Source organism: Microbacterium testaceum, assembly GCF_029761935.1.
GTDB classification, from domain to species: Bacteria; Actinomycetota; Actinomycetes; order Actinomycetales; family Microbacteriaceae; genus Microbacterium; species Microbacterium testaceum_A.
This window is the reverse complement of record NZ_CP121699.1, coordinates 632,229-657,880: the sequence shown is the minus strand read 5'-3', so window position 1 is coordinate 657,880 and position 25,652 is coordinate 632,229. Positions and strand designations below refer to the sequence as shown.

General features: G+C 69.5%; 19 protein-coding genes and 1 tRNA gene. 6 read left to right on the top strand and 14 right to left on the bottom strand.

Going from position 1 to position 25,652, the window contains the following annotated elements; genetic code table 11:
* Position 1 precedes the first annotated feature (1 nt).
* Together QBE02_RS03160 and QBE02_RS03155 are read left to right on the top strand one after the other, a co-directional pair.
* Positions 2 to 766 (top strand): SDR family oxidoreductase, encoded by a 765-nt coding sequence (locus QBE02_RS03160; protein WP_268103931.1) that lies wholly within the window; start codon positions 2 to 4, stop codon positions 764 to 766.
* 2 nt (positions 767 to 768) lie between these two features.
* Positions 769 to 2,739, top strand: coding sequence for a S9 family peptidase (locus tag QBE02_RS03155; RefSeq protein WP_279367093.1), 1,971 nt, complete (start codon positions 769 to 771; stop codon positions 2,737 to 2,739).
* Positions 2,740 to 2,790: 51 nt separating this feature from the next.
* On the opposite strand, the gene QBE02_RS03150 is transcribed toward QBE02_RS03155, so the two are convergent.
* Positions 2,791 to 3,339 (bottom strand): HdeD family acid-resistance protein, encoded by a 549-nt coding sequence (locus tag QBE02_RS03150; protein WP_279367092.1) that lies wholly within the window; start codon positions 3,337 to 3,339, stop codon positions 2,791 to 2,793.
* A gap of 73 nt (positions 3,340 to 3,412) precedes the next feature.
* Positions 3,413 to 4,369, bottom strand: a complete 957-nt coding sequence (locus QBE02_RS03145) for an AEC family transporter (RefSeq protein WP_347710273.1) — start codon at positions 4,367 to 4,369, stop codon at positions 3,413 to 3,415.
* Between the two features lie 70 nt (positions 4,370 to 4,439).
* Here QBE02_RS03145 and QBE02_RS03140 point away from each other — a divergent pair, with 70 nt between their 5' ends.
* Entirely contained in the window at positions 4,440 to 5,132 is a 693-nt protein-coding gene (locus QBE02_RS03140) for a class I SAM-dependent DNA methyltransferase (RefSeq protein ID WP_279367091.1), read from the top strand.
* Positions 5,133 to 5,152: 20 nt separating this feature from the next.
* Here QBE02_RS03140 and QBE02_RS03135 read toward each other — a convergent pair whose 3' ends face one another.
* A complete protein-coding gene (locus QBE02_RS03135; RefSeq protein WP_279367090.1) occupies positions 5,153 to 5,674 on the bottom strand; it encodes a DUF2127 domain-containing protein in 522 nt (173 codons plus the stop codon).
* Between the two features lie 125 nt (positions 5,675 to 5,799).
* On the opposite strand from QBE02_RS03135, the gene QBE02_RS03130 reads away from it, so the two are divergent.
* On the top strand, positions 5,800 to 6,582 hold the full coding sequence (locus tag QBE02_RS03130; protein ID WP_279367089.1) for a dienelactone hydrolase family protein: 783 nt from the start codon (positions 5,800 to 5,802) through the stop codon (positions 6,580 to 6,582).
* Positions 6,583 to 6,741: 159 nt separating this feature from the next.
* Here the strand turns inward: QBE02_RS03130 and QBE02_RS03125 are convergent, their stop codons facing one another.
* Positions 6,742 to 7,551, bottom strand: coding sequence for an SDR family oxidoreductase (locus QBE02_RS03125; protein WP_279367088.1), 810 nt, complete (start codon positions 7,549 to 7,551; stop codon positions 6,742 to 6,744).
* Between the two features lie 74 nt (positions 7,552 to 7,625).
* On the opposite strand from QBE02_RS03125, the gene QBE02_RS03120 reads away from it, so the two are divergent.
* Positions 7,626 to 8,690, top strand: coding sequence for a hypothetical protein (locus tag QBE02_RS03120; RefSeq protein ID WP_279367087.1), 1,065 nt, complete (start codon positions 7,626 to 7,628; stop codon positions 8,688 to 8,690).
* A gap of 101 nt (positions 8,691 to 8,791) precedes the next feature.
* On the opposite strand, the gene QBE02_RS03115 is transcribed toward QBE02_RS03120, so the two are convergent.
* From QBE02_RS03115 to polA, 5 genes are all read right to left on the bottom strand, one after another.
* Positions 8,792 to 9,556 carry an SGNH/GDSL hydrolase family protein gene (locus tag QBE02_RS03115; protein WP_056231864.1) on the bottom strand — a complete coding sequence of 255 codons (765 nt, stop codon included), beginning with the start codon at positions 9,554 to 9,556 and terminating at the stop codon, positions 8,792 to 8,794.
* 130 nt (positions 9,557 to 9,686) lie between these two features.
* The gene (locus QBE02_RS03110) at positions 9,687 to 11,021 is read right to left on the bottom strand and encodes an MFS transporter (RefSeq protein WP_279367086.1); all 1,335 of its coding nucleotides are present in this window, start codon (positions 11,019 to 11,021) and stop codon (positions 9,687 to 9,689) included.
* Positions 11,018 to 12,088 (bottom strand): LLM class flavin-dependent oxidoreductase, encoded by a 1,071-nt coding sequence (locus QBE02_RS03105; protein ID WP_279367085.1) that lies wholly within the window; start codon positions 12,086 to 12,088, stop codon positions 11,018 to 11,020. Before QBE02_RS03105 ends, QBE02_RS03110 begins: the two co-directional genes overlap by 4 nt.
* A 98-nt stretch (positions 12,089 to 12,186) precedes the next feature.
* Entirely contained in the window at positions 12,187 to 13,863 is a 1,677-nt protein-coding gene (locus tag QBE02_RS03100; RefSeq protein WP_279367084.1) for a DUF885 domain-containing protein, read from the bottom strand.
* 158 nt (positions 13,864 to 14,021) lie between these two features.
* Entirely contained in the window at positions 14,022 to 16,658 is a 2,637-nt protein-coding gene (gene polA, locus QBE02_RS03095) for a DNA polymerase I (protein ID WP_279367083.1), read from the bottom strand.
* A 63-nt stretch (positions 16,659 to 16,721) separates the two neighbouring features.
* Here polA and QBE02_RS03090 point away from each other — a divergent pair, with 63 nt between their 5' ends.
* Complete coding sequence (locus tag QBE02_RS03090; RefSeq protein WP_279367082.1) at positions 16,722 to 17,153, top strand: hotdog fold thioesterase; 432 nt, start codon at positions 16,722 to 16,724, stop codon at positions 17,151 to 17,153.
* Between the two features lie 74 nt (positions 17,154 to 17,227).
* On the opposite strand, the gene QBE02_RS03085 is transcribed toward QBE02_RS03090, so the two are convergent.
* The 5 genes from QBE02_RS03085 to gltB all read right to left on the bottom strand — a co-directional run bounded on the left by QBE02_RS03085 (position 17,228) and on the right by gltB (position 25,626).
* Positions 17,228 to 17,848: an ANTAR domain-containing response regulator gene (locus tag QBE02_RS03085; RefSeq protein WP_056231849.1), complete on the bottom strand. Its 621-nt coding sequence runs from the start codon at positions 17,846 to 17,848 to the stop codon at positions 17,228 to 17,230.
* A gap of 71 nt (positions 17,849 to 17,919) precedes the next feature.
* Positions 17,920 to 18,000: transfer RNA gene (locus tag QBE02_RS03080), tRNA-Leu, on the bottom strand.
* An 89-nt stretch (positions 18,001 to 18,089) separates the two neighbouring features.
* Positions 18,090 to 19,535: a pyruvate kinase gene (gene pyk / locus QBE02_RS03075; protein ID WP_279367081.1), complete on the bottom strand. Its 1,446-nt coding sequence runs from the start codon at positions 19,533 to 19,535 to the stop codon at positions 18,090 to 18,092.
* A gap of 54 nt (positions 19,536 to 19,589) precedes the next feature.
* The gene (locus QBE02_RS03070; RefSeq protein WP_056231843.1) at positions 19,590 to 21,056 is read right to left on the bottom strand and encodes a glutamate synthase subunit beta; all 1,467 of its coding nucleotides are present in this window, start codon (positions 21,054 to 21,056) and stop codon (positions 19,590 to 19,592) included.
* Positions 21,049 to 25,626, bottom strand: coding sequence for a glutamate synthase large subunit (gltB, locus tag QBE02_RS03065; protein ID WP_279367080.1), 4,578 nt, complete (start codon positions 25,624 to 25,626; stop codon positions 21,049 to 21,051). The genes QBE02_RS03070 and gltB overlap by 8 nt, the downstream gene beginning before the upstream one ends.
* Between the last annotated feature and the right edge of the window lie 26 nt (positions 25,627 to 25,652).

Below are 25,652 nucleotides of genomic sequence, written 5' to 3'. Positions count from 1 at the left end.
CGTGTCCCAGACCCTCCCGTCCGGCTCGCTGAGCGGCAAGACCGCCCTCGTCACCGGCTCGTCGCGCGGCATCGGCGCCGACACCGTCCGCTACTTCGCCGAGGCCGGCGCGAACGTCGTCATCAACTTCCGCAACAAGGCGCCCCGCGCCGAGAAGCTCGCCACGCAGCTGCGCGAGCTCGGCGTCGAGGCCCTCGTCGTCGGCGCCGACCTCACCGACCCCGAATCGGTGAAGGCGATGTTCGACGAGGTCGAGCGCACCTTCGGCGGTCTCGACATCCTCGTGCTCAACGCCTCGGGCGGCATGGAGTCGGGCATGGCCGAGGACTACGCGCTGCTGCTCAACCGCGACGCGCAGGTCAACGTGCTCGACACCGCCCTGCCGCTGCTCACGGACGACGCGCGCGTCGTCTTCGTGACCAGCCACCAGGCGCACTTCATCCGCACCACCCCGACCATGCCCGAATACGAGCCGGTCGCCCTGTCCAAGCGCGCCGGCGAGGACGCCCTGCGCGAGAAGATCCCGGCTCTCGAGGAGCGCGGCATCGGCTTCACCGTCGTCTCGGGCGACATGATCGAGGGCACCATCACGGCGACCCTGCTCGAGCGCGCGAACCCCGGTGCCATCTCGGCCCGTCGCGAAGACGCCGGCAAGCTCTACAACGTGTCGGAGTTCGCTGCCGAGGTGGCCCGCGCCGCGGTCGACCCGGTGCCCGCCGACAACACCCGCCTCGTCGGAGACACGGGTTCGTTCGGAGGCGAGTGAGCATGCGGCCGACCGACATCGAGACACTGATCGGGGTCGGTCGGCCCGCGATCGCCGCTTCGGGGGCGTTCGCCGTCTTCGCGACCTCTCGCCCCGATCTTGCCGCCGACCGCGCGGTCGGGCAGCTCTGGCGGGTCGAGTTGCCCGCCGGCTCGCCCCGGCGCCTCACGCGGGGGGTCGCCGATCGGGCGCCCCACCTGTCTCCCGACGACGCGACGATCGCGTTCCTCCGCGCCGACGACAAGGGACACGCGCAGGTCTTCGTCGTTGCCTCGTCCGGGGGTGAGCCCGTGCAGGTCACCGACCAGCCCGGGGGAGTGACCGCCCTGGCGTTCTCGCCCGACGGCGGCCGGCTCGCCTTCACGGCGCGCGTGCCCGAACCCGGCCGCTACGGCACGGTCGAGGGACGAGATGCCGCCGCCGAGCCGCCGCGCCGGATCACCGGCATTCGCTGGCACGCCAACGGGCTCGGCTACCTCGACCGGCCGGCGCAGCTGTTCGTCATCGACGTGCCCGCGACCGACGTCGAGCCGTTCTACGCGCCGGCGCCGTCCCTCGAGACGCCCGAGAAACGCGTCGTGGCCGAGCCCGCGACGCAGCTCACCCACGGGGAGACGAGCTGGAACGGCGTCGTCTGGGCCGCCGACGGCGCGGAGTTGCTGAGCGTCCCCGACGTAATCGAGACCGCACGGCGCGACCTGCGCGACCGGGTGGTCGCGGTCGCGGTAGACAGCGGCGAGCAGCGCGAGGTGCTGAGCTCGTCCGAGAACCTCTCGGTGGCGACAGTCGACGTCGCGCCCGACGGCGCGGTCTTCGTGCTCGCGAACGACGTGGGCGACGAGGGGATCGACTTCGTCGCGCCCGGTGTCGCGCTCTTCGTCCTCGAGGCCGACGGACCGCGTCCGCTCACTGACCCCGAGACGGTCGACCTCGGCGAGGTCGGCAGTCACCTCTCGTTCGACGGCGACGAGATCCTCGTGCAGGACCGCACGCGCGGTCGCCTGCGGCTTTTGCGTGTGACCCGCGACGGGCGGGTGGAGCACGTGCTCGGCGGCGACCTCGAGGTGAACGGCCATGCCGTCGCGCAGGGCAGGGTCGCGGCATCCGTCGCCTCTCCCGAGTCCTCCGGCGAGCTCGTCGTGATCGAGGGGTCGGAGGTGCGGGCGCTCACCGCGTTCGGCCAGGCCGCTCGCGCGGCGGGGGTCGTCGTCCCGGTCGAGCACGAGATCGTCGGTCGAGACGGTTATCCCGTGCACGGCTGGGTGGCCGTGCCCGAGGGCGAGGGACCGTTCCCGGTCATCCTGCAGATCCACGGCGGCCCCTACGCCTCGTACGGCGTGCACCTGTTCGACGAGACGCAGGTGCTCGTCGACGCCGGATACGCGGTCGTCTACAGCAACCCGCGGGGGAGCGCCGGTTACGGCCGCTCACACGGTCGCTCGATCCGCCGCCGCATGGGCACCCTCGACTTCTTCGACGTCATGGACTTCTTCGACGGCGTCGTCGGCGTCGACCCGCGGCTCGACGCGGATCGCGTGGGTGTCATGGGCGGCTCGTACGGCGGGTACATGACCGCGTGGATCATCGCGCACGAGCACCGCTTCGCCGCAGCGATCGTCGAGCGCGGATTCCTCGACCCCGCCGCCTTCCCGGGCTCGAGCGACATCGGCTCGTTCTTCGGCGACGAGTACGTCGGCACCGACCCGGTGCTCGTGGCCGCGCAGAGTCCCATGGCCGTCGTCGACCAGGTCGCCACACCCACGCTCGTGCTGCACTCCGAACTCGACTACCGCTGCCCGCTCGATCAGGCGACGCGGTACTACGCGGCGCTCAAGCGCAACGGCGTCGAGGCCGAGATGCTCATCTTCCCGGGCGAGGATCACGAGCTCACGCGCGCCGGGCGCCCGCAGCACCGGGTGCAGCGTTTCGACGCCGTCCTCGAGTGGTGGAGCCGCCACCTGCCGGTGGGGTGAGACATGAACAGGGCCCGGATGCCATGACATCCGGGCCCTGTTCGTTCGAGATCAGACGGCTTTGCCGAACTGGATCGCCCGCACGATCTGGAACACGCCCAGGATCACGAGCGAGATGCCGATGAGCAGGAACAGGGTCACCGCGCCGAGCAACGGCGAGAAGAGCAGCACGATGCCGGCGAGGATGCTGACGATCGCGAAGAAGATCGTCCAGGCCCGCGCCTTCGACCGGTGACCGGCCGTCGTGAGCGAGACGACGCCCTCGATGATCCAGAGGATGCCGACCAGGGTGCCGATGAAGACCCCGAACCACGCGGTCGTGGCCGAGAGGTTGGCGAACGAGAAGATGCCCGCGACGATGAACAGCACGCCGAGCACGAGGTAGCCGAGGCGCGCCCATCCCGAGCGCCAGAACAGGCCGATGGCGATGTTCACGAGACCGGCGATGATCACGTAGATCGAGATGATGCCGACGGCGACCTCGGCGGTGCGTCCCGGCCAGATGAGGATGAGCAGACCGATGACGAGGGAGAGGGCTCCGCTGACGCCGAGCGCGGTGCGCACGGCCCCGACGGCGGGGTTGGTCGTGGAGGTCGACATGGCGAGCCTTTCTGAGTGAAAGCTGGGAACGACTCTCACCCTAGACCCGACGGTTCACCGCGCGCGAGGACCCTCACGCGGGGGAGTGCTCCAGCAACAGCGCGACGGTGAACAGCACCGGCAGGCACCCGAGCGTCGAGATGAAGACCACGTCGCGCGACAGGATCACACCCACCTCGTACCGCTGCGCGAAGTTGAAGACGTTCTGTGCCGTCGGGAGCGCCGCGAGCACCACGACGACGAACACCTGGTCGGCGGGCAGCGCGAAGAGCGTCGCCACGAGCCACGCCAGCGCGGGCATCACCACGAGCTTCAGGGCCGAGGCGATCACCACGTCGACGCGGCGACCCGGCTCGGTCAGCACGCGCTGGCCGTACAGCGACATGCCGTACGACATCAGCAGCACGGGAACGCACGCGCCGGCGATCAACTGCAGGGGATCGAAAACGATCGGCGGCAGATCGATGTCGAGGAGCGCGACCAGCACACCCAGGGCGGAACCAATGAGCATCGGGTTCTTCGCCGTCTGCAACAGGATACGCCCGACGTTGCGCGAGCCCGAGGTGGCGGCATCCAGGATCGAGAGGGCGATCGGCATGAGGACCAGCAACTGAAACAGGATCACCGGAGCCGAGTACGCCGCGTTCCCGAGCATGTAGAGCGAGATCGGGATGCCGATGTTGTTGCTGTTCACCTGGCCGGCCGACAGCGCGCCGATCACCGTCTCGCCCACGCTGCGGCGCAGGATCAGCGCCGAAATCAGCGCGTAGACCCCGATGACGACCGCCGCCGTGATCATCGACACAGGCAGCAGCGCCGAGAACAGCGTGGCGACGTCGGCCTTCGCGAGCACCGTGAAAAGCAGGAACGGCGACAGGACGAAGAACGTCAGGCGGCTCAGCACGGGGCGCGCGTGCGGCCCGAGCAGATCGATGCGGGCGATGGTGTAGCCCACCACGACCGCGAGACCGACGACCGCGAAGCCGGTGAAGACGCCGCTCACGCGCTGGACCGGGGGAGAGGGGCGCACGGGGGAGTCATCGGTTCGAGCGTAGCGGGACGCTTGGCTCGCTCCGTGACGCCGTGGTGGGATGAGCCGCATGTACTCCGGATTCGCGCGCTTCTACGACGTCCTGCAGGGCGGGACCCCCGAACCGTTCGCCGCGTGGATCGAGAGACGCACCGCCGAGCTCGGGCGCGAGGTGGAGTCGATCCTCGAGCTCGGGTGCGGCACCGGGGCCGTGCTCGACCTCCTACCCGCCACGTGGGCGAAGGTCGGCATCGACGCGTCACCCGACATGCTCGAGATCGCCCGGATCAAGGGGGTGGATGCCGCCCTGATCGAGGCGGACATCCGCGACGTCGCCCTGGATCGTCGGTTCGATGTCGTCGCGTGCGTCTACGACACCGTCAACCACCTGCCCGTCTCGGACTGGCCGCGGGTGTTCGCCGTGGCATCCGGTCATCTCGAAGCCGACGGGATCTTCCTCTTCGACATGAACACGCTCGGGCGCCTCCGCGACGGCGCGGGGCGGTCCGAGACGACGGTCGCCGGGGGAGCGACGGTCACGATCTCGATCAGCGACGAGGGCGACGACCGCTACGACTGGCACGTGCGCATCGAGGGCGACCACGATCCGATCGACGAGACGATCGCCGAGTACGGCGCCGCGTTGACCGACGTCCGCCGCATGCTGACGGACGCGGGATTCACCCGGGTCGAGGTGAGCGGCGGTCGCGATCGTCCCGTCGACGACGAGGCACCGCGACTGTTCTTCGCGTGCCGCCGCTGACGCGGGCTTTGGGGGAGAGGTCAGTGCTGCGGCTGCGGCCGGCGCAGGATCCAATCCAGCGTCGAATGCCAGGTCTGGCGCAGGGGTCGGCCGCGTCGCCACTCGCGCCAGGTGAGCAGCAGGATGATCAGGTCGAACACCGTCAGCAGTACGAGACCGATGCTCGGTGAGACGAACAGCTCATACACCTGGTAGACGAGGAAGGCGCCGATCGCGGCGATCGCCCACGGGTACACCCGCCGGGTGCCGAGCATCAGGGCGATGACGATCGCGAGCTTCACGACGCCGTGCAGCAGGAGGTACACGGCGAGGAAGACCACCGTGCCCGATCCGAGCTGTTTGATGCTGTGCAGCAGCGCGTTCGCGAGGAAGTCGTTCGGCTCCCGCGCCAGCTCGTGAGCCGTGAGCCGCTGGGCGACGTGCAGGAGCTGGCCGGGGGTCGTGACGAGCAGCACGATCGCACCGACGAGTTCGATCAGGCCGTCGAGGCCCTTCAGGGCGACGCCGATGAGGAAGACGAGATCCATCACCCGTTCGCGCACCTGGCGCTCCTCTCCGGCCGACGTCCACGGCGGTCGTCGTCAGGGCCGAGTGTAGGCCGTCAGGCATCGGCACCTCGTCCACAAGACCCGGCTGGTCCTTAGGCGCGAGGTCTACCGTCGCGGAAATGAGCACCTACGCCCCGAACCTCACCGAGATCCTCGATCGCGAACCCCTCCCGGCATCCGGGATCGAATCGGGTGACGTCGACTACGAAGCGGACGGCGTCGCCTACCGCGGCTACCTCGCGCGCCCGGCAGGGGAGGGGCGCCACCCGGGGATCATGGTCGTGCACGACTGGCTCGGCGTGACCGACTACGTGCGTATGCGCTGCGACACGCTCGCGCGCCTCGGCTATACGACCTTTGCAGCGGACGTCTACGGCGCCGACGTGCGCCCGGCGCCCGAGGACGCGGCCGGTGTGGCCGGCGGCTTCTACCAGGATCGCCCGCTGTGGAGGAAGCGTCTCACCGAGGCCTTCGCCTACCTGCGCGAGCAGTCATCCGTCGACGCCGACCGCACCGCGGCGATCGGATACTGCTTCGGCGGGTCGTCGGTGCTCGAGCTCGCGCGCACGGGCGCCGACGTCGACGCGGTCGTCAGCTTCCACGGCGGCCTGCTCACCGGCCCCGAAGGCGAGGCCGAGAAGATCACCGCGAAGCTGCTCGTGCTGCACGGCGCCGCCGACCCCGTCGCACCCGACGACGCGATGCTCGCCTTCGAGAACGACCTGCGCACGGCGCCGTCGGTCGACTGGCAGCTGGTGTCGTACGCGAATGCGATGCACGCCTTCACGCTTCCGGATGCCGATGCCCCCGAGCAGGGCGCGCAGTTCCAGGCGACCGCCGAGCGGCGCAGTTGGGCCGCGATGAAGGCGTTCCTGGCGGAGGTGTTCGAAGCCCACGCGTGACGGATTCGCCCGCCACGGTGCGCATGTGCGGTCCGTGGTTGGCCGTGGTCTCGGACGATTGCACGCGAGCCGATAATGCACATTATGTCAGTCCAAGTTCCGGTGTCACCCCCCGACGCCCTCTCCGTCCCACCAACGCGGAGGGGCGGGGACGCCGGTTCAGTCGCGCCGCACCCATCCCGAGGTCATGCCCAGCACTCGCGATCCGTCGAGGTCGGCCAGAGACAGGCCGGCGAACTGGGTCGCCGCATCGGAGGTCTGCCAGCGGAAGCGCGGCGCGGATGTCGTCGAGGCCTCGACGACCGTCTTCGCGGCATCCTCCGCAGATTGCGCGGACGCGAACGAGGTCGCCGCGCGGTCGAGGTACGCCTGCTGCTGCTCGGCGTAGGGCCCGGGGACGGCGCGGTGGACGGAGGCGACGAACGACGACGCGACGGCGGCGGGCTCGACGATCGACACCTCGACGCCGAAGGGTGCGACGACCGGGGCGAGCGACTGCATGAGCCCCTCGACGGCGAACTTGGCGGCGCAGTACGCGTCCGAGAACGGTTGGCCCACCGCTCCTCCGACGCTGGTGACCGTGACGATGCGTCCACTCCCCCGCTCGCGCATGCCGGGCAGGACGAGACGGGTCAGGCGCGCGACCGAGAGGTAGTTGGTCTCCAACTGCTCCTGCAGGTCCTCGTCGCTCATCTGCTCGAGGGTGCCCACAGCGCCACGTCCGGCGTTGTTCACGAGGATGTCGATCGGACCCGCCGCCTCGATCAGGGCACGGGATGCCGCGGCATCCGTCACGTCCAAGGCCCGGATGTCGAGCTCGACACCCGCCTCGGATGCCGCCGAGCGCAGGGCGTCGGCGCGCGCGGTGTCGCGGACCGTGGCGATGACCGTCACCCCCTGCTGCGCGAGTTGGATGGCGGTGTGCAGGCCGATGCCGCTGGTGGTTCCGGTGACGAGTGCGAGAGTCATGTGCTCAGTCTGCTCCTCGAACCCATGGGCGCGGTGTGCGGGGGTCGTCCAGGGATCGCTGCCAGAGTGTCGATGTGACAGTGGATGTGGGGGCGCCGGTCGCCGAGCGGGGTGTGAGCGCGGGGCGCCGCCGGACAGCGGTCGTGGCGAGCCTGGCGTACCTGGTGTTCGCGGGGGTGATCCTCGTGGTCATGCCCATCTCGATGGACAGTGCGGGCGGGCGCGAGGTGGTCGTCGGGCCGTGGACGGGCGGCGTCCTTGTCGCTGCGTGCCTCATGGCATCCACGGTGACGCTGAGCGTGATCGTCTTCGCCGTCCCCGCGCGCAGGTGGTGGTGGGTGCTGCTTGGTCCGCTCCGGGCGATCGTCGCGGCGGCGGCAGCGGTGGCCATTTTCGGCTTCACCCTCACGGACGAGTCGGTGACCCCCATCGTGGCGAACGGATGCGAAACCGGTTACGTCGTGACCGAGCGCAGCTTCCTCTTCCTCGCTGCGGGCGAGGTGCGCCGCGTGGAGGGGGTGATCGGCACCTCCGTCGGCAGCACGTCCGTCGACGACGGGCACAAGCCGTTCCAGCAGCAGTCCTACATCGTCGTGACCAGCGGCGACACGCTCCGAATCTGGAACACGTTCGACAACGCGTGGGAGCGCCTCAGCACCTCGACCGAACCGGCCTTCGTCCTCCCACGGCTGGTCGATGAGACCGAGTGCGGCCTTGCCGGCGGAGTGGTGGCCGCTCGCCCTTCCGCATCCCCTCCCCCGGCCGCTACGGTCGACGAGGGCCCCGCGCCGGCTCCGGTGTCCGACTCCCGCGATGAGATTGCGCGCATGGCGCAGCTGACCATCGAAGCGGCAGGGACGCCGATGACGGATGCCGAGGGAGTACCGGTGACCGCGCCCGCGGCATCCGACCTGCCGTGTGACGGAACGACCAGCCACGATATGACTTTCCGCACCGACGACAACGCCGCCTCCTACGCGGCGATCCTCGATGCGTGGAGTGCCGAGGGCTACTCGAAGGACCGCGCCATGCAGGAAGACCTGCGGTACAACGGCGCGGTACGTCTGTCGGCCCGCGATCGCTCGAGCATCGATGGGCTGATGCACTTTTCGCTGACCGCGGACTGTCGCGCGCCCTGATGAGAACGAATGGGGATCCGAGACCAGCAGGGAACACCGGGAGATCGGCCATGGTCCACGCTGCCGAGTGCGTCCCGCGACCCGCGTTGCTTCGTCCGCCCTCAGCCTCCCGGCGTGAGCTCCACCCAGCCGCCGCCGAACTTCGCCTGACGGTTGTCGCCCGACGAGGTGCCGGTGAGCCGGCGACGCACCCACGGTGCCACGTGCTCGCGGTAGTAGGCGGTGCCCTTCAGCCGCTCGGTCTCGGGGATCTCGCGCAGATGCCACCACTCGGCGGGCGGTGTGAGCCCGACCGACTCGATCACCCGGGCGGCGACGCGGTGGTGGCCGCGCGCGTTCATGTGCAGCCGGTCGACGGACCAGAACTCCCCGCCCGCCAGCTCGCGGTCGAACCAGTTGTAGGCGGTGAGCACGTCGGGGCGCGCTTCGAGACGCTTCTCGACGGCGTGCGACAGGCGGTCGCCGCGCGCCTCGATGAGCTTGCCGAGCGGGAGCCCCGCCGACGGGTTCGCCCCCGAGAGCACGATCAGACGCACCCCCTCTTCGTCGCACCGGCGCACGACGTGGTCGAACAGGTCGACGATGCGGTCGATGCCCGTGCGCGGACGCAGCATGTCGTTGCCGCCGCCGTTGAACGACAGGTGCGTCGGCTTGAGCGCCAGCGCCGGCTCGAGTTGTTGAGCGACGATGGGCTCGATGAGCTTGCCGCGGATCGCGAGGTTCGCGTATTCGATGGGCTCCCCCGCGGCATCCGCCCATCCCTGTGCGGCCAGGTCGGCCCACCCTCGGACGGTGCCGTCGGGCAGCTCATCGCCGACGCCTTCGGTGAACGAGTCGCCGATCGCGACGTAGCGGACGGATGCCATGGCACGAGCCTACGCGGGCGCGCGGCGCAGCCCGTTGCCCGCCACTCACCGGTTGGGGGCGCATTCCGTCCTCTGGGGCCGAGAATGCACGCCCGAACGGCGAAACGCGTGCTGAACCTGGGGAAGGGGCCTACGCCAGCGCCCGCCCGCGCTGCTCGCGGAGGAACAGCGCCGCGACTACAGCCACGGCGAAGAACGCCGCGAACACCACGAACAGCAGCGGCGCTCCCCCGACGCCGAGCAGCGGCGGCACGGCGAGGGGAGCCAGGATCGACGCGATGCGTCCGACGCCCGCGGCCCAGCCCGACCCCGTCGCGCGCAGCTCGGTCGGGTAGGTCTCGGGGGTCGCGGCGTACAGGGCGCCCCACGCGCCGAGATTGAAGAACGACAGGGCCATGCCGGCGGCGATGACCGCCACCTCTCCGGTCGCCGTGCCGAACAGCACCGCGGCGACCGCGGAACCGGCGAGGAAGGTCGCGAGGGTCGCGCGCCGGCCCCAGGCCTCGATGAGCCACGCGGCGACCGCGTACCCGGGTAGCTGCGCGAGCGTGATGATGAGCGTGAAACCGAACGAACGCACGAGGTCGTAGCCCTGCGCGACGAGGATGGTCGGAATCCAGATGAACGCCCCGTAGTACGAGAAGTTCACGCAGAACCACAGCACCCACAGGCTCGCCGTGCGCGCCCGCAGTGCCGGTGCCCACAGGGCCCGGACCCGGGGACGGTCGGCGGGAGCGGATGCCGAGACTCCCTCCGTCGACGCCTCGAGTGCGATCCGACCGGCGGCGGCCTCGAGATCGCGCACGATGACGATCGCCTCGGCGTTGCGGCCGCGAGACGCCAGCCACCGCGGCGACTCGGGAAGACCCCACCGCACGATGAGCGCGTAGACGGCGGGAATGGCGCCGAGGGCGAAGGCCCATCGCCAGCCATCGGCGGACGACGGCACCACGAGGTAGCCGATGAGCGCCGCGGCCGTCCATCCGACGGCCCAGAACGCCTCGAGGAACACGATGAGTCGACCCCGCATGCGGGCGGGCGCGAACTCGCTGACGTAGGTCGATGCCACCGGCAACTCCGCCCCGAGCCCGAGGCCCACGACGAAGCGCAGCACGAGCAGGGCTGCGAGACCCCCCACGAGGGCGCTCGCCCCGGTGGCCACTCCGTACACCAGCAGCGTCAGCGCGAAGACGTGACGGCGCCCGAACCGGTCGGCCAGCAGCCCGCCCACGCTCGCTCCGATCGCCATACCGGCGAAGCCCGCAGATGCGATCCACGACGCCTCGGTCGGCGCCAGCTGCCACTGCACGCTGAGAGCGGCGATGACGAACGAGATGAGGCCGACGTCCATGGCATCCAGAGCCCACCCCAGGCCCGATCCGCCGAGGATCCGCCCGTGGCGGCGGGTGAACGGCAGAGCGTCGAGGCGTTCGGACACCCGGATGGTGTCGGTGGTCGTGGTCACCGGATGCCGGGAGCGTCGACCGGCGTGGAGGTTTCGGCGAGCATCTCCTCGACGAGGGGGCGCACGCGCGTGCCGTACAGCTCGATACTCGACATCAAGCGATCGTGCGAGATCGACCCGCTCGCGATCTTCATCTGGAAGCGGGAGTTGCCCAGCGCTCGCACGGTCGCGGCGATCTTCCGGGCGACCGTCTCGGGCGAGCCGACATACATCGAGCCCTCGGGTCCGACGTCGTGCTGGAACCGCATGCGGTTGTACTCGGGCCAGCCGCGTTCGCGTCCGATCGTGTTGTTCAGCTCGGCGACGCCCTCGAACGCCTCGTCCCAGGCCTGCTCGTCGGTCTCGGCGACGTGGCCGGGCGAGTGCACCGAGATGGGCATCTGCGGCTTTCCGAGCTCGTCGAGCGATCGTCGGTACAGGTCGGCGTACGGGCGGAACCGAGCGGCGGACCCGCCGATGATCGCGAGGACCAGACCGTAGCCGTAGCGGGCCGTGCGCACCACCGACTCCGGAGAACCGCCGACCCCGACCCACGCGGTCAGGCCCGTCTCGGTCTTGGGGTACACATCGGCATCCTGCAGCGCGGCGCGCGTGCGGCCCGACCAGGTGACGGGCTTCTCGGTGAGCAGGTGCGAGAAGAGCTCGAGCTTCTCCTCGAACAGCTGCTCGTAGTCGGCGAGGTCGTAGCCGAACAGCGGGAACGACTCGATGAACGACCCACGCCCGAGGATGACCTCGGCGCGGCCGTTCGAGACGGCATCCAGCGTCGCGAACCGCTCGTACACGCGCACCGGGTCGTCGCTCGACAGGACGGTCACCGCGGTTCCGAGGTGGATGTTCTTCGTGCGGGCGGCCGCGGCGGCCAGCACGATCTCGGGGCTGGTGACGGCGAAGTCCTTGCGGTGGTGCTCCCCCACCCCGAAGAACGACAGGCCCACCTCGTCGGCGAGCACCGCCTGGTCGACGACGTTGCGGATGGTCTGCGCGTCGGACAGCAGCGACCCGTCGGGGCCGCGCGAGATATCTCCGAAGGTGTCGAGTCCGAGCTCGAGGGGGCGGGCGTCCATGGGATCTCCTTGCATTCGGATGAATGAACTTTACGCGACGGCGGAGTATTCCCCCGCATCGCCGAGGGGCGCCGCCGAAGCGACGCCCCTCGGGGAGATCAGGCGGAGGCCAGAGCCGCGCGCAACGTGTCGAGACCCACGCCGCCGATGTCGAGCGCCCGCGTGTGGAACTGCTTCATCGAGAAGTCGGCGCCGCGGCGCTCCTGCTCCTCGTCGCGCACCTGCTCCCAGATGCGCTGGCCCACCTTGTACGACGGGGCCTGTCCCGGCCAGCCGAGGTAGCGGTTGACCTCGAAGCGCACAAACTCCTCGCTCATGTTCACGTTCTTCAGCATGAACGCGAGCGCGTAGTCGTGGTCCCACGTGCCGGTGCCGTCGAGACGGGGCTTCCGCAGGTGCACGCCGATGTCGAGTACCACGCGAGCGGCGCGCATGCGCTGGCCGTCGAGCATGCCCAGGCGGTCGGCCGGGTCGTCGAGGTAGCCGAGCTGCTCCATCAGGCGCTCGGCGTACAGCGCCCAGCCCTCGGCGTGACCGCTCGTGCCGGCCAGCAGACGGCGCCACGAGTTGAGCTCGGCGCGATTGTGCACGGCCTGCGCGATCTGCAGGTGGTGGCCCGGAACGCCCTCGTGGTAGACCGTGGTCAGCTCGCGCCAGGTGTCGAAGGTGTCGACGCCCTCGGGCACCGACCACCACATGCGGCCGGGGCGCGAGAAGTCGTCGGTGGGGCCGGTGTAATAGATGCCGCCCTCGTTCGTCGGGGCGATCATGCACTCGAGGTGGCGGATCGGCTCGGCGATGTCGAAGTGCGTGCGGCCGAGCTCTTCGACGGCCTTGTCGCTCGTGCGCTGCATCCACTCCTGCAGGGCCTTGGTGCCGCGGAGTTTGCGCGACTCGTCCTTCTCGAGGAACGCCACGGCCTCTTCCACCGAGGCGCCCGGCAGGATCTCGTTCGCGATGGCCTCCTGCTCGGCGACCATGCGGGCGAGTTCTTCGACCCCCCACTCGTACGTCTCGTCGAGGTCGACCTCGGCGCCCAGGAAGTGCCGCGACTGCAGGGCGTACACCTCGCGACCGACCGCGTCGACCTCGCCCGCGGCCGGTGCGAGCTCCTTCGACAGGAACGACGCGAGACCGTCGTAGGCGACCCGTGCCGCGTTGGAGTTCTCGGCGAGGTCCCGGGCGAGCGAGGCAGGGAGCTGCCCCTCCTCGGGGGCGGCGTCTCCGACGAACTCGGCGAAGAAGCCCGTGTCGGAGGTGTAGCGCGCGATCTGGGTCACGACCTCGCTCACCTGACGGCGCGCGGGCACCACCCCCTCGGCGATGCCCTGGCGCAACGTCGCGACGTACCCGTCGATGGCAGCAGGCAGGGCCCTCATGCGGTCGGAGATCGTGGACCAGTCGTCGACCGTCGCGGTGGGCATGAGGTCGAACGTCGAGCGGATGTCCTGCGCGGGAGACGCGATGACGTTCAGGTTGCGCAGGTTCGTCTTCGCCTCGTGCTGCTCGATCGTGAGGTCGAGCTCGCGCACCAGGTCCATCTTGGTGACGGTGTCGATCGCGTCGGTCGCTTCGGCCGCCTCGAGTGCGGACTTCGTCGAGCGCGCCTCCGACACGAGGGCGTCCGCGCCCTCGGGGCTGTAGTCGCCGAAGCGCCCGTTGTACTCGAAACGGCCGATGTAGGTCGCGAGCGTCGGGTCCTTCTCCGCCAGGGTGTCGACCCACGCGTCCGCGATCGTGTCGATCGGCGTGGGGGTGCGTTGTGCGTCAGTCATCCTCCGAGCCTAGGGAAGGCGCGGCGCCCGCGCACGCCCCCCAACGGGTGGTTCGGGATGCCGCGCCCCGGCCCGACGGCGCGCACTCGGCCACCGCCTCGTCGGCGGTTCCGGATGCCGCGCTCCGGGCTTCGTGTCGGGCCGCGGCGACGCGGGTGCTAGTGCCCGGCCTCGTCCCAGTCGCCGCCGCGGCCGATCTGCACGTCGAGCGGAACCGACAGGTCGGCGGCGTCGGCCATGCGCGCGCGCACGATCTTCTCGACGTCATCCCACTCCCCCGCCGCGACCTCGACGACGAGCTCATCGTGGATCTGCAGTAGCACGCGCGAGCGCAGCTCGGCGTCGGCGAGGTCGCGCTCAATGTGGAACAGCGCGACCTTCATGATGTCGGCGGCGCTGCCCTGAATCGGCGCATTGAGCGCGGCGCGCTCGGCGTTCTCGCGCAGCACGCGGTTCATGCTCGTGAGGTCGGGGAACGGCCGACGACGCCCGAAGATCGTCTCGGTGTAACCGTCTTGGCGGGCCTGCTCGACCGACCCGCGCAGGTAGTCGCGCACCGCTCCGAAGCGGGCGAAGTACTCGAGCATGAGCTTCTTGGCCTCGGACTGCTCGATGCGCAACTGCTTCGACAGGCCGAACGCCGACAGGCCGTAGACCAGGCCGTACGACATCGCCTTGACCTTCGTGCGCATGGCCGGGGTGACCTCGGCGGGCTCGACGCCGAAGACTCGTGCGCCGACGAAGCGGTGCAGGTCTTCACCCGAGTTGAAGGCCTCGATGAGCCCGGGGTCGCCCGACAGGTGCGCCATGATGCGCATCTCGATCTGCGAGTAGTCGGCGGTCAGGAGCGTCTCGTAGCCCTCGCCCACCACGAACGCTGCGCGGATGCGACGGCTCTCTTCGGTGCGGATCGGGATGTTCTGCAGGTTCGGGTCGGTGCTCGACAGGCGCCCCGTCTGGCTGCCGGTCTGCACGTAGGTCGTGTGAATGCGACCGTCAGCCCCGGTGGCGGTGTCGAGCGCGTCGATGATCTGCTTCAGCTTCGTGGCCTCGCGGTGGCGCAGCAGCAGGTCGAGGAACGGGTGGTCGGCGCTCTCTTGCAGGTCGGCGAGGGCCGCGGCATCCGTCGTGTACCCACTCTTGGTCTTGCGGGTCTTCGGCAGCTGCAGCTCGTCGAACAGGACCTCCTGCAGCTGCTTGGGCGAACCGAGATTCACCTCGTGACCGATCGCGGCGTAGGCGTCGCGGGCGAGGGCATCGGCGCGGGCCCCGAGCTCGGCTGAGAAGCTCGAGAGCTTCTCGTGCGACACCGCGACACCCGCGAGCTCCATGTCGGCCAAGGCGGTGAGGGTCGGCAGCTCGATGTCGTCGAGCAAGCTCGCGACCGACTCGGGCATATCGGCGCGCTGCGCCTCGGCGACGCGGCGCGTGAACCACGACAGCTGGCTCGAGGTCGCGCCCTCGGTCTCGGGAACCAACTGGGTCGGATCGGCGACCGGCAGCTTCTCGTCGAGCATGCGCTCCACGAGATCGCCGAGCGTCTTGTCAGGGAAGCTCGGGCGCACGAGCCACCCGGCGAGGATCACGTCGAACGCCACGCCGCCGACGGCCACACCCTCGCGAGCGAGCGCCTTGATCTGCGGCTTCGCGTCGGCGAAGACCTTGGGAGCGTCGGATGCCAGCCACTCGGCCAGCGCGTCGCGCACCGCCGGCGACCACTCGGCTTCGACCGCGGTGTCGCCCGAGGCGAGTCCGATCGCGGTGGGCGCGCCGCCGGCCAGTGTGACGGTGACCCCGACCTCGCCGGTCGCTGCGGCCGTCCATGCGGCCAAGGCCGTGGCGTCGAGCCGCGAGGGCGTCGGAGCGGTGGCGGTGGGGCGCTGCTCTTCGACGATGCCGGCGTCTCCGCCGAGGGCGTCGAACACGCGCGGCAACAGGGTGCGGAACTCGAGGCGCGCGAAGATGTCGCGAACGGCCTGCGCATCGAGCGGGTGCATCTTGAGGTCGCCGGGGCCGACGGGCAGCTCGACGTCGCGCAGCAGGCGGTTGAGCGCGCGGTTGCGGCGCACGCCGTCGATGTGCTCGCGGAGGTTGCCGCCCACCACGCCGGTGATCTTGTCGGCGTTGTCGAGCAGCGCATCGAGGGAGCCCCACTGGGTGAGCCACTTGACCGCGGTCTTCTCGCCCACCTTCGGCACGCCCGGCAGGTTGTCGCTCGTCTCGCCGACGAGGGCGGCGATCTCGGGATACTGCGCGGGCGGCAGGCCGTACTTCTCGATCACGGCGGCGGTGTCGTAGCGCTTGAGCTGCGAGACGCCCTGGACGTTCGGGTAGAGCAGCGTGACGTCGTCGGTGACGAGCTGGATGGTGTCGCGATCGCCCGAGCAGACGAGCACCTCGAAGCCCTGCTGCTCGCCCTGCGTCGCGAGCGTGGCGAGGATGTCATCGGCCTCGAAGTCCTCTTTCGCCAGCACCGGCACGCCCATCGCGCGCAGGCAGTCCTGCAGCAGCGGGATCTGCCCCTTGAACTCGGCGGGAGACTCGCTGCGGTTGGCCTTGTACTCGGCGTACTCGCGCGTCCGGAACGACTGCCGCGAGGTGTCGAACGCCACGGCGAGATGCGTGGGTTTCTCGGCCTTCACGAGGTTCACGAACATCGACAGGAACCCGTAGATGCCGTTGGTGTGCTGGCCGTCCTTGGTCGAGAAGTTGTCGACCGGCAGGGCGTAGAACGCCCGATACGCCAGCGAATGGCCGTCGACGACGAGGAGAGTAGGCTTTTCGGCATCCGTCACCCCTCCAGCGTAACGAGAACCACGGACAGTCCCCCGGCCCCGGCCCGATCGACGAAGGCGATGATGAGCTCCACGACTCCCGAAACGTCCCCCGGCCTCGACTGGGCGAAGGAGCGCGGCATGGGCGCCCTCGCCGAGAAGATGGGCATCGAGTGGGTCGAGTTCTCGGTGGAGCGCAGCGTCGCGACCATGCCGGTCGAGGGCAACACCCAGCCGGTCGGCCTGCTTCACGGCGGTGCGTACGTCGTCCTCGGCGAGTCGCTGGGCTCGATGGCGGCGAACCTCTACGCGGGGTCGGGCAAGCTCGCGGTCGGCATCGATATCAACGCCACGCACACCCGCTCGGCCACGTCGGGCATCGTCACGGGTGTGTGCACCCCGATCCACCTCGGCCGCTCGCTCACGGTGCACGAGATCGCGGTGTCCGACGAACAGGGTCGTCGGTGCTCGACGATCCGGATCACGAACATGATCAAGGACGCCCCCGCGCGCTGACCGCCCCGACTCTCGCGGCGGAAACGAGAAATGGATGCCACCTCAGTGGCATCCATTTCTCGAAGAGGTCTCGCTCAGCCCTTCTTGGGGGCGAGCTGCTCGATGATCGCCTTGGCGACGTCCTGCATGGTGAGGCGGCGGTCCATCGACGCCTTCTGGATCCAGCGGAAGGCCTCGGGCTCGCTCAGACCCATCTTCTCGTTGAGCAGGCCCTTGGCCCGGTCGACGAGCTTGCGGGTCTCGAAGCGCTCGACCATGTCGGCGACCTCGGCCTCGAGCGTGATGATCTGCTCGTAGCGGGCGAGGGCGATCTCGATCGCGGGGAGCAGGTCGTTGGGGGTGAAGGGCTTGACCACGTACGCCAGAGCGCCGGCCTCGCTGGCCCGCTCGACGAGCTCCTTCTGGCTGAAGGCGGTGAGCAGCACGACCGGGGCGATGTGGTTCTTACTGAGCTTCTCGGCGGCGCTGATGCCGTCGAGCTGCGGCATCTTGACGTCCATGATCACCAGATCGGGGCGCAGCTCGGTCGCGAGCTGGACGGCGGTCTCACCGTCGCCGGCCTCGCCGACGACGTCGAAGCCGTTGTCGCGGAGGATCTCGACGATGTCGAGGCGGATGAGCGACTCGTCTTCCGCGACGACGACGCGTCGGGGAGCGGCCGGAGCGCTGGCCGGAACGGCTTCTTGATCAGTCACGGAACCATCCTAAGTCTGCGGGGGCCAGAAGCCCCGGATCGCAGCCCCCATCACTCGGGTGCTGTCACGGGTACCGGTGGTGGGACTCGAACCCACACGTCTTTCGACAGAGCATTTTGAGTGCCCCGCGTCTGCCATTCCGCCACACCGGCAGGTGTTGCCCTCCCAACTTACCGGCGGTGAGACCGGGGTGGGAACGCGAAGACGCGCGCCGGGCGGACCCGGCGCGCGTCTTCGAGGCTCAGACCTCTTTGTAGACGGGCGCTGCGCCGTGCACGGCGTCGCCCACGCGGTGGACGCGCAGGTCGTTCGTCGAGCCCGCGATTCCGGGAGGGGAACCGGAGATCACGACGACCTTGTCCCCCACCTCGGCCAGCTTGTGCGAGAGCAGGTAGTCGTCGACCTGCAGAAACATCTTGTCGGTGTGCGACACGTGCTCCACCAGCGTGGAGCGCACGCCCCACGTCAGCGCGAGGCGACGGCGGATGCCGGGCTCGGGCGTGAACGCGATCATGGGGATGGTCGAACGCAGACGCGACATGCGGCGCGCCGAGTCACCCGACTCGGTGAACACGCAGAGGAACTTCGCCTCGACGAAGTCGGCCACCTCGACGGCGGCGAGCGTGATGGCGCCACCCTGCGTGCGGGGCTTGTTGGTCAGCGGCGCGATGCGCTCGAGACCGTGCTCCTCGGTGGACGCGACGATGCGCGCCATGGTCTCGACGACCACGACCGGGTAGTCGCCGACGCTGGTCTCGCCCGAGAGCATGACCGCGTCCGCACCGTCGAGGACGGCGTTGGCGACGTCGCTGGTTTCGGCGCGCGTGGGGACCGGGCTGTTGATCATCGACTCGAGCATCTGCGTCGCGACGATGACGGGCTTGGCCATGCGGCGGGCGAGTTCGACGGCGCGCTTCTGCACGATCGGGACGGCCTCGAGGGGCAGCTCGACACCGAGGTCGCCGCGGGCGACCATGATGCCGTCGAAGGCGTCGATGATCTCCTCGAGGTTGTCGACCGCCTGCGGTTTCTCGATCTTGGCGATGACGGGCACGTAGCGCCCCTCTTCGGCCATGATCTCGTGCACGCGCTCGATGTCCTTGGCGTCGCGGACGAACGACAGGGCGATGAGGTCGGCGCCGGCGTTCAGGCCCCAGCGGAGGTCCGCCTCGTCCTTCTCGCTCAGTGCGGGGACGTTCACGGCCACGCCGGGCAGGTTGATGCCCTTGTTGTTCGAGACCGGGCCGCCGACGATGACCTTGGTGGTCACGACGGTGCCGTCGGTCTCGACGACCTCGACGCGGACCTTGCCGTCGTCGATCAGCAGGAAGTCGCCGGGGCGGACGTCCTGGGGCAGACCCTTGAAGGTCGTGCCGACGATCTCTTTGGTGCCGAGGATGTCGTCGATGGTGATCTTGAAGATGTCACCGGGCAGCAGGTCGTGGGGACCGTTCTCGAACTTGCCGAGGCGGATCTTCGGGCCCTGCAGGTCGACGAGGGCCGCGACCGGGCGTCCGGCGTCTTCTGCCGCCTTGCGCACGTTGGCGAAGTTGGCGTCGTGCACGGAGTAATCTCCGTGGCTCAGGTTGAGGCGGGCGACATCCACACCGGCGTCGATGATGGCGCGAACCATCTCATACGACGACGTGGCGGGCCCGAGTGTTGCGACGATCTTGGCGCGTCTCATCCGGTTTCAAGCTCCGTGAAATTTTCGGGAAGTGGCCGATCGGCCCTTGCCAGCTTAGGCGGGCAGGAGGCCGATGGCGACATCGGTCGGGCGCACCGGCGCGGGCAGCACCGTCTCGCCCATGAGGAACGTGTCGACCTCGGCGGCGGCCGCGCGGCCTTCGGCGATGGCCCACACGATGAGGGACTGTCCGCGACCGGCATCTCCGGCGACGAACACCCCCGGGGTGGTGGTGGCGTAGGTCGCGTCGCGCTCCACGTTTCCGCGGTTCGTGAACTGCGTGCCGAGCTGGCTCTCGAGGTGCTCGCGCTCGGGGCCCGTGAAGCCCATCGCGATGAGGACCAGGTCGGCCGGGATCTCGCGCTCGGTGCCGCTCTTGGGGACGCGGCGGCCGTCGACGTACTCGGTCTCGGCGACGCGCAGGGCGCGGACCTCTCCCGCGGCGTTGCCGAGGAACTCCACGGTCGAGGCGAGGAACGTGCGCTCCCCGCCCTCCTCGTGAGCGGATGCCATCTCGAACAGGTTCGGCATCATCGGCCACGGCTGCTCGGCCGGACGCTCCGACGGGGGCTGCTTGCCGATCGCGAGGTTGGTCACGCTCAGCGCACCCTGGCGGTGGGCGGTGCCGATGCAGTCGGCTCCGGTGTCGCCACCACCGATGACGACGACGTGCTTGCCCTCGGCGGTGATCTGGTGCGGCACCTGGTCGCCGGCGACGGCCTTGTTGCCCTCGATGAGGTACTCCATGGCGTAGTGCACGCCGTCGAGGTCGCGGCCGGGGATGGCGAGGTCGCGCGGCACCGTCGAACCGGTGGCCACCACGACGGCGTCATAGCGCGCCCGGAGGTCGCTCCACGAGACGTCCTTGCCGATCTCGACGCCGGCGCGGAACCGCGTGCCCTCGGCCTGCATCTGCCTCAGGCGCAGCTCGAGGTGGCGCTTCTCCATCTTGAAGTCGGGGATGCCGTAGCGCAGCAGCCCGCCGATGCGGTCGTCGCGCTCGAAGACCGCGACCGTGTGGCCCGCGCGCGTGAGCTGCTGGGCGGCGGCGAGGCCGGCGGGGCCGGAGCCGACGACGGCGACGGTCTTGCCCGTGAGGCGCTCCGGCGGCTCGGGCTCGACCCAGCCGTTGCCGAAGGCCTCGTCGATGATCGAGACCTCGACCTGCTTGATCGTGACGGCCGGCTGGTTGATCCCGAGCACGCACGAGCTCTCGCAGGGCGCGGGGCACAGGCGACCGGTGAACTCCGGGAAGTTGTTCGTCGCGTGCAGGCGCTCGATGGCCGCGCGGCCCTCGCCGCGCCACGTGAGGTCGTTCCACTCGGGGATCAGGTTCCCTAGCGGGCAGCCCTTGTGGCAGAACGGGATGCCGCAGTCCATGCAGCGACCGGCCTGGCGCTTGATGACGGCCGAATCACCCGGCTCGTACACCTCTTTCCAGTCCATGATGCGCACCGGCACCGGCCGGCGCTTGGGGAGCTCGCGCTCCGTGACCTTGAGAAAGCCCTTCGGGTCAGCCACCCGTCACCTCCAGAATGCGCTTCCAGACGACGTCGCCGTCGGGGTCGAGCCCCTCGGTGACCGCCTCCTGGCGGGTCTGCAGCACGGCGGCGTAGTCGCGCGGCAGCACCCGGACGAAGTTGTCCACCTCGGTCTCGAAGTCGTCCAGCAGACGACGGGCGAGGGTGGAATCGGTTTCTGCGACGTGCTTTTCGAGCAGGTCGCGGAGGATCTCGGCATCCCCCGATCCGAGGGCACCGAGTTCGAGCTCACCGGATGCCATGGCCTCGCGGTTCACGAGATCGCGGTCGAGCTTGTAGACGTAGGCCTGACCGCCCGACATGCCGGCGCCGAGGTTGCGGCCAGTGGCGCCGAGGATCACGGCGAGACCACCGGTCATGTACTCGAGCGCGTGGTCGCCCACGCCCTCGACGACCGCCGTCGCTCCGGAGTTGCGCACCAGGAATCGCTCGCCCACGACGCCGTTGAGGAACATCTGCCCCTGCGTGGCGCCGTAGCCGATGACGTTTCCGGCGATGACGTTCTCGGACGCCGCGAAGCTCGAGCCGCGCGGCGGACGCACGACGATCGTGCCGCCCGACAGGCCCTTGCCGACGTAGTCGTTGGAGTCGCCCTCGAGGCGCAGCGTGATGCCGGCCGGCATGAACGCGCCGAACGACTGCCCGGCCGATCCGGTCAGACGCACGTCGATCGAGTTCTCGGGCAGACCGTGCTCGCCCCGCGCCTTGGTGACGTGGTGGCCGAGCATGGTCCCCACGGCGCGCGCGGTGTTGCGGATCGGGAGCTCGATCGTGAGCTGACCCCCGTGCGCGATGACGTCCTGCGCGCGCTCGATGAGCTGCACGTCGAAGTGATCCTCGAGCTCGTGATCCTGGTCGCGCGCGTGGCGGCGCGGCTCGTCCTCGGCGAAGCGGGGTCCTTCGAGGATGGGCGCGAGGTTGAGGCCCCGGGCCTTCCAGTGCTGGATCGCCTCGTTGGCATCGAGCAGCTCCGCGCGTCCGACGATCTCGTCGATCGAGCGGTAGCCGAGGGCGGCGAGGTACTCGCGCACCTCCTGCGCGATGAACTCCATGAAGTTGATGACGTACTCGGCCTTGCCGGTGAAGCGCTCGCGCAGCACGGGGTTCTGCGTCGCGACGCCCACGGGGCAGGTGTCGAGGTGGCACACGCGCATCATGATGCAGCCCGAGACCACGAGCGGAGCGGTGGCGAAGCCGAACTCCTCGGCACCCAGGAGGGCGCCGATGACGACGTCGCGACCGGTCTTCATCTGACCGTCGACCTGCACGACCACGCGGTCGCGCATGCCGTTGAGCATGAGCGTCTGCTGCGTCTCGGCCAGGCCCAGCTCCCACGGGGTGCCGGCGTGCTTGAGCGAGTTCATCGGGCTCGCACCCGTGCCGCCGTCCTGGCCCGAGACCAGGATGACGTCGCTCAGCGCCTTGGCGACACCCGCGGCGACCGCACCGATACCCGACTGGCTGACCAGCTTGGTGTGGATGCGGGCCGAGGGGTTGGCGCGCTTGAGGTCGAAGATGAGCTGCTTGAGGTCTTCGATCGAGTAGATGTCGTGGTGCGGCGGCGGCGAGATGAGTCCGACGCCCGCGGTCGCGTGCCGCGTGCGCGCCACCCACGGGTACACCTTGGTCGGCGGCAGCTGACCGCCTTCGCCGGGCTTGGCGCCCTGCGCGAGCTTGATCTGGATGTCGTCGGCCTTGGTCAGGTACAGGCTCGTCACACCGAAGCGACCGGATGCCACCTGCTTGATGGCACTGCGACGCTCGGGGTCGAGCAGACGGTCGACGTCTTCTCCGCCCTCACCGGTGTTGGACTTGCCGCCGATGCGGTTCATCGCGACGGCGAGCACCTCGTGCGCCTCTTTCGAGATCGAGCCGTAGCTCATTGCACCGGTTGAGAAGCGCTTGACGATCGCCGAGACGGGCTCGACCTCGTCGATCGGGACGGCGGGTCGCGTTCCCGTGCGCAGGCCGAACAGACCGCGGAGCGTCTTCAGCTCGTGCGCCTGGTCGTCGATCAACTGCGTGTACTCGCGGAAGATGTCGTACCGACGCTCGCGCGTGGCGTGCTGGAGGCGGAACACCGTGTCGGGGTTGAACAGGTGCGGGGCACCGTCGCGGCGCCACTGGTATTCGCCGCCGGTCCACAGGCGCTCGTGCGCACGGGCCGCCGCATCCTGCGGGTAGGCGTACTCGTGGCGCGCGGCGTTCTCGGCCGCGATGACGTCGAGGCCCACACCGCCGAGCTTGGTCTCGGTGCCGGTGAAGTACGCGTCGATGAAGTCGCGCGACAGGCCCACGGCCTCGAACACCTGGGCGCCGGCGTACGACGACACGGTCGAGATGCCCATCTTCGACATGATCTTGAGCACGCCCTTGCCGAGCGCGTAGATCAGGTTCTTGACGGCCTTCTCGGGCGTGATGTTGGTGATGAAGCCGGCGCGCACGAGGTACTCGACGGTCTCCATTGCCAGGTACGGGTTGACCGCCGAAGCGCCGTAACCGATGAGGGTCGCCACGTGGTGCACCTCGCGCACATCGCCGGCCTCGACCACGAGCCCGACCTTCATGCGGGTCTCTTTGCGGATGAGGTGGTGGTGCACGGCCGCGAGCATGAGCAGCGACGGGATGGGAGCCAGGTCCTTGTTCGAGTCGCGGTCGCTGAGCACGATGAACTCGGCGCCGTCCTCGATGGCCTGGTCGACCTCGGTGCACATCTGCGTGAGGCGCTTCTGCAGGCCCTTGTGCCCGGCCTCGACGCGGTACAGGCCGCGGATCGTCACCGACGAGCGCCCGGGCAGGGCGGTGTCGATGTGCTGGATCTTCGCGAGCTCGTCGTTGTCGATGACGGGGAAGTCGAGCGTCACCGTGCGGGTGTGCTCGGGTCCCCAGTCGAGGAGGTTGCGCTCGGGGCCGAGGCCCAGCGAGAGCGAGGTGACGACCTCTTCGCGGATCGAGTCGAGCGGCGGGTTGGTGACCTGGGCGAACTGCTGCGAGAAGTAGTCGAAGAGCAGGCGCGGACGGTCGCTGAGCACGGCGACGGGTGCGTCGCTGCCCATGGCGCCGAGCGGTTCGGTGCCGCCCTGGCCCATGGGCGTGAGCAGCATGCGCACCTCTTCTTCGGTGTAGCCGAAGGTGCGCTGGCGCCGGGTGATCGAGGCGATCGGGTGCACGATGTGCTCGCGCTCGGGGAGCTCGCTGAGCTTGACGCGGCCCTTGTCGACCCACTCGCCCCAGGGGTGGAGCGCGGCGAGGTCTGACTTGATCTCCTTGTCCTCGACGATGCGGCGCTGGGCCGTGTCGACGAGGAACATGCGACCGGGCTGCAGCCGGCCGCGGCGCTTGATGCGCTCGGGTGCGAAGTCGAGGACGCCCGTCTCGGAGCCGATGACGACGAGGCCGTCGGTGGTCTCGGTCCAGCGGCCCGGGCGGAGCCCGTTGCGGTCGAGGGTCGCGCCGACCAGTGTGCCGTCGGTGAAGATCAGGGCGGCGGGGCCGTCCCACGGCTCCATCTGCATGGAGTGGAAGTCGTAGAAGGCGCGCAGGGCGGGGTCGATCGTCGCCTGCTTCTCGTATGCCTCGGGGACCATCATCATGATCGCGTGAGGCAGGCTGCGGCCCGTGAGGGTCAGCAGTTCGAGGACCTCGTCGAAGGATGCCGAGTCGCTGGCGCCCTCGGTGCAGATCGGAAGCAGCGGGCGGACGTCGCCGATCAGCTCGGACTCGAGCTGTGACTGACGCGCGCGCATCCAGTTGCGGTTGCCCTTGACCGTGTTGATCTCGCCGTTGTGCGCCAGCATGCGCAGCGGCTGCGCGAGCGGCCACGACGGGAAGGTGTTGGTCGAGTAGCGCGAGTGCACGACCGCGAGCTCCGAGGCGAAGCGCTCGTCCTGCAGGTCGGGGTAGAACGGCTCGAGCTGCAGCGTCGTGACCATGCCCTTGTAGCCGAGCGTCCGGCTCGACAGCGACACGAAGTACGCCTCGAGTTCGTGACGGGCACGCTTGCGCAGGCGGTACACACGGCGGTCGAGAGCGATGCCGGACAGCGCCGGCTCGTCGCCGGTGGCCGGGCGCGACACGAAGAGCTGCTCGAAGGCGGGACGCGCCTCGAAGGCCAGCTTGCCCAGGTTCTCGGGCTCGACCGGCACCTCGCGCCAGCCGAGGACCTCGAGGTTCTCGTGACGCGCGATCTCTTCGATCCCCGCCTTCATCGCGGCACGCTCGTCGTGACCGAGCGGCAGGAAGATCATCCCCGCGGCGTACTCCCCCACCGGCGGCAGGTCGAAGTCGACCACGGCACGCAGGAAGGCGTCGGGCATCTGGGTCAGGATGCCGGCGCCGTCACCGGTGCCCGCGTCGGACCCGATGGCACCGCGGTGCTCGAGGTTGCGCAGCGCTGTCAGCGCCAGATCGATGATGTCGTGTCCGGCTTCGCCGCGGAGAGTGGCGACCATGGCGAGGCCACAGGCGTCTTTCTCGAACGACGGGTCGTACATTCCCTGGCGGGCGGGGAATGCGCCTCCGACGGTGTCGGAACGCAGGCTGGAAGCCATATCAACCGTCCTCACGTTGATGCTTC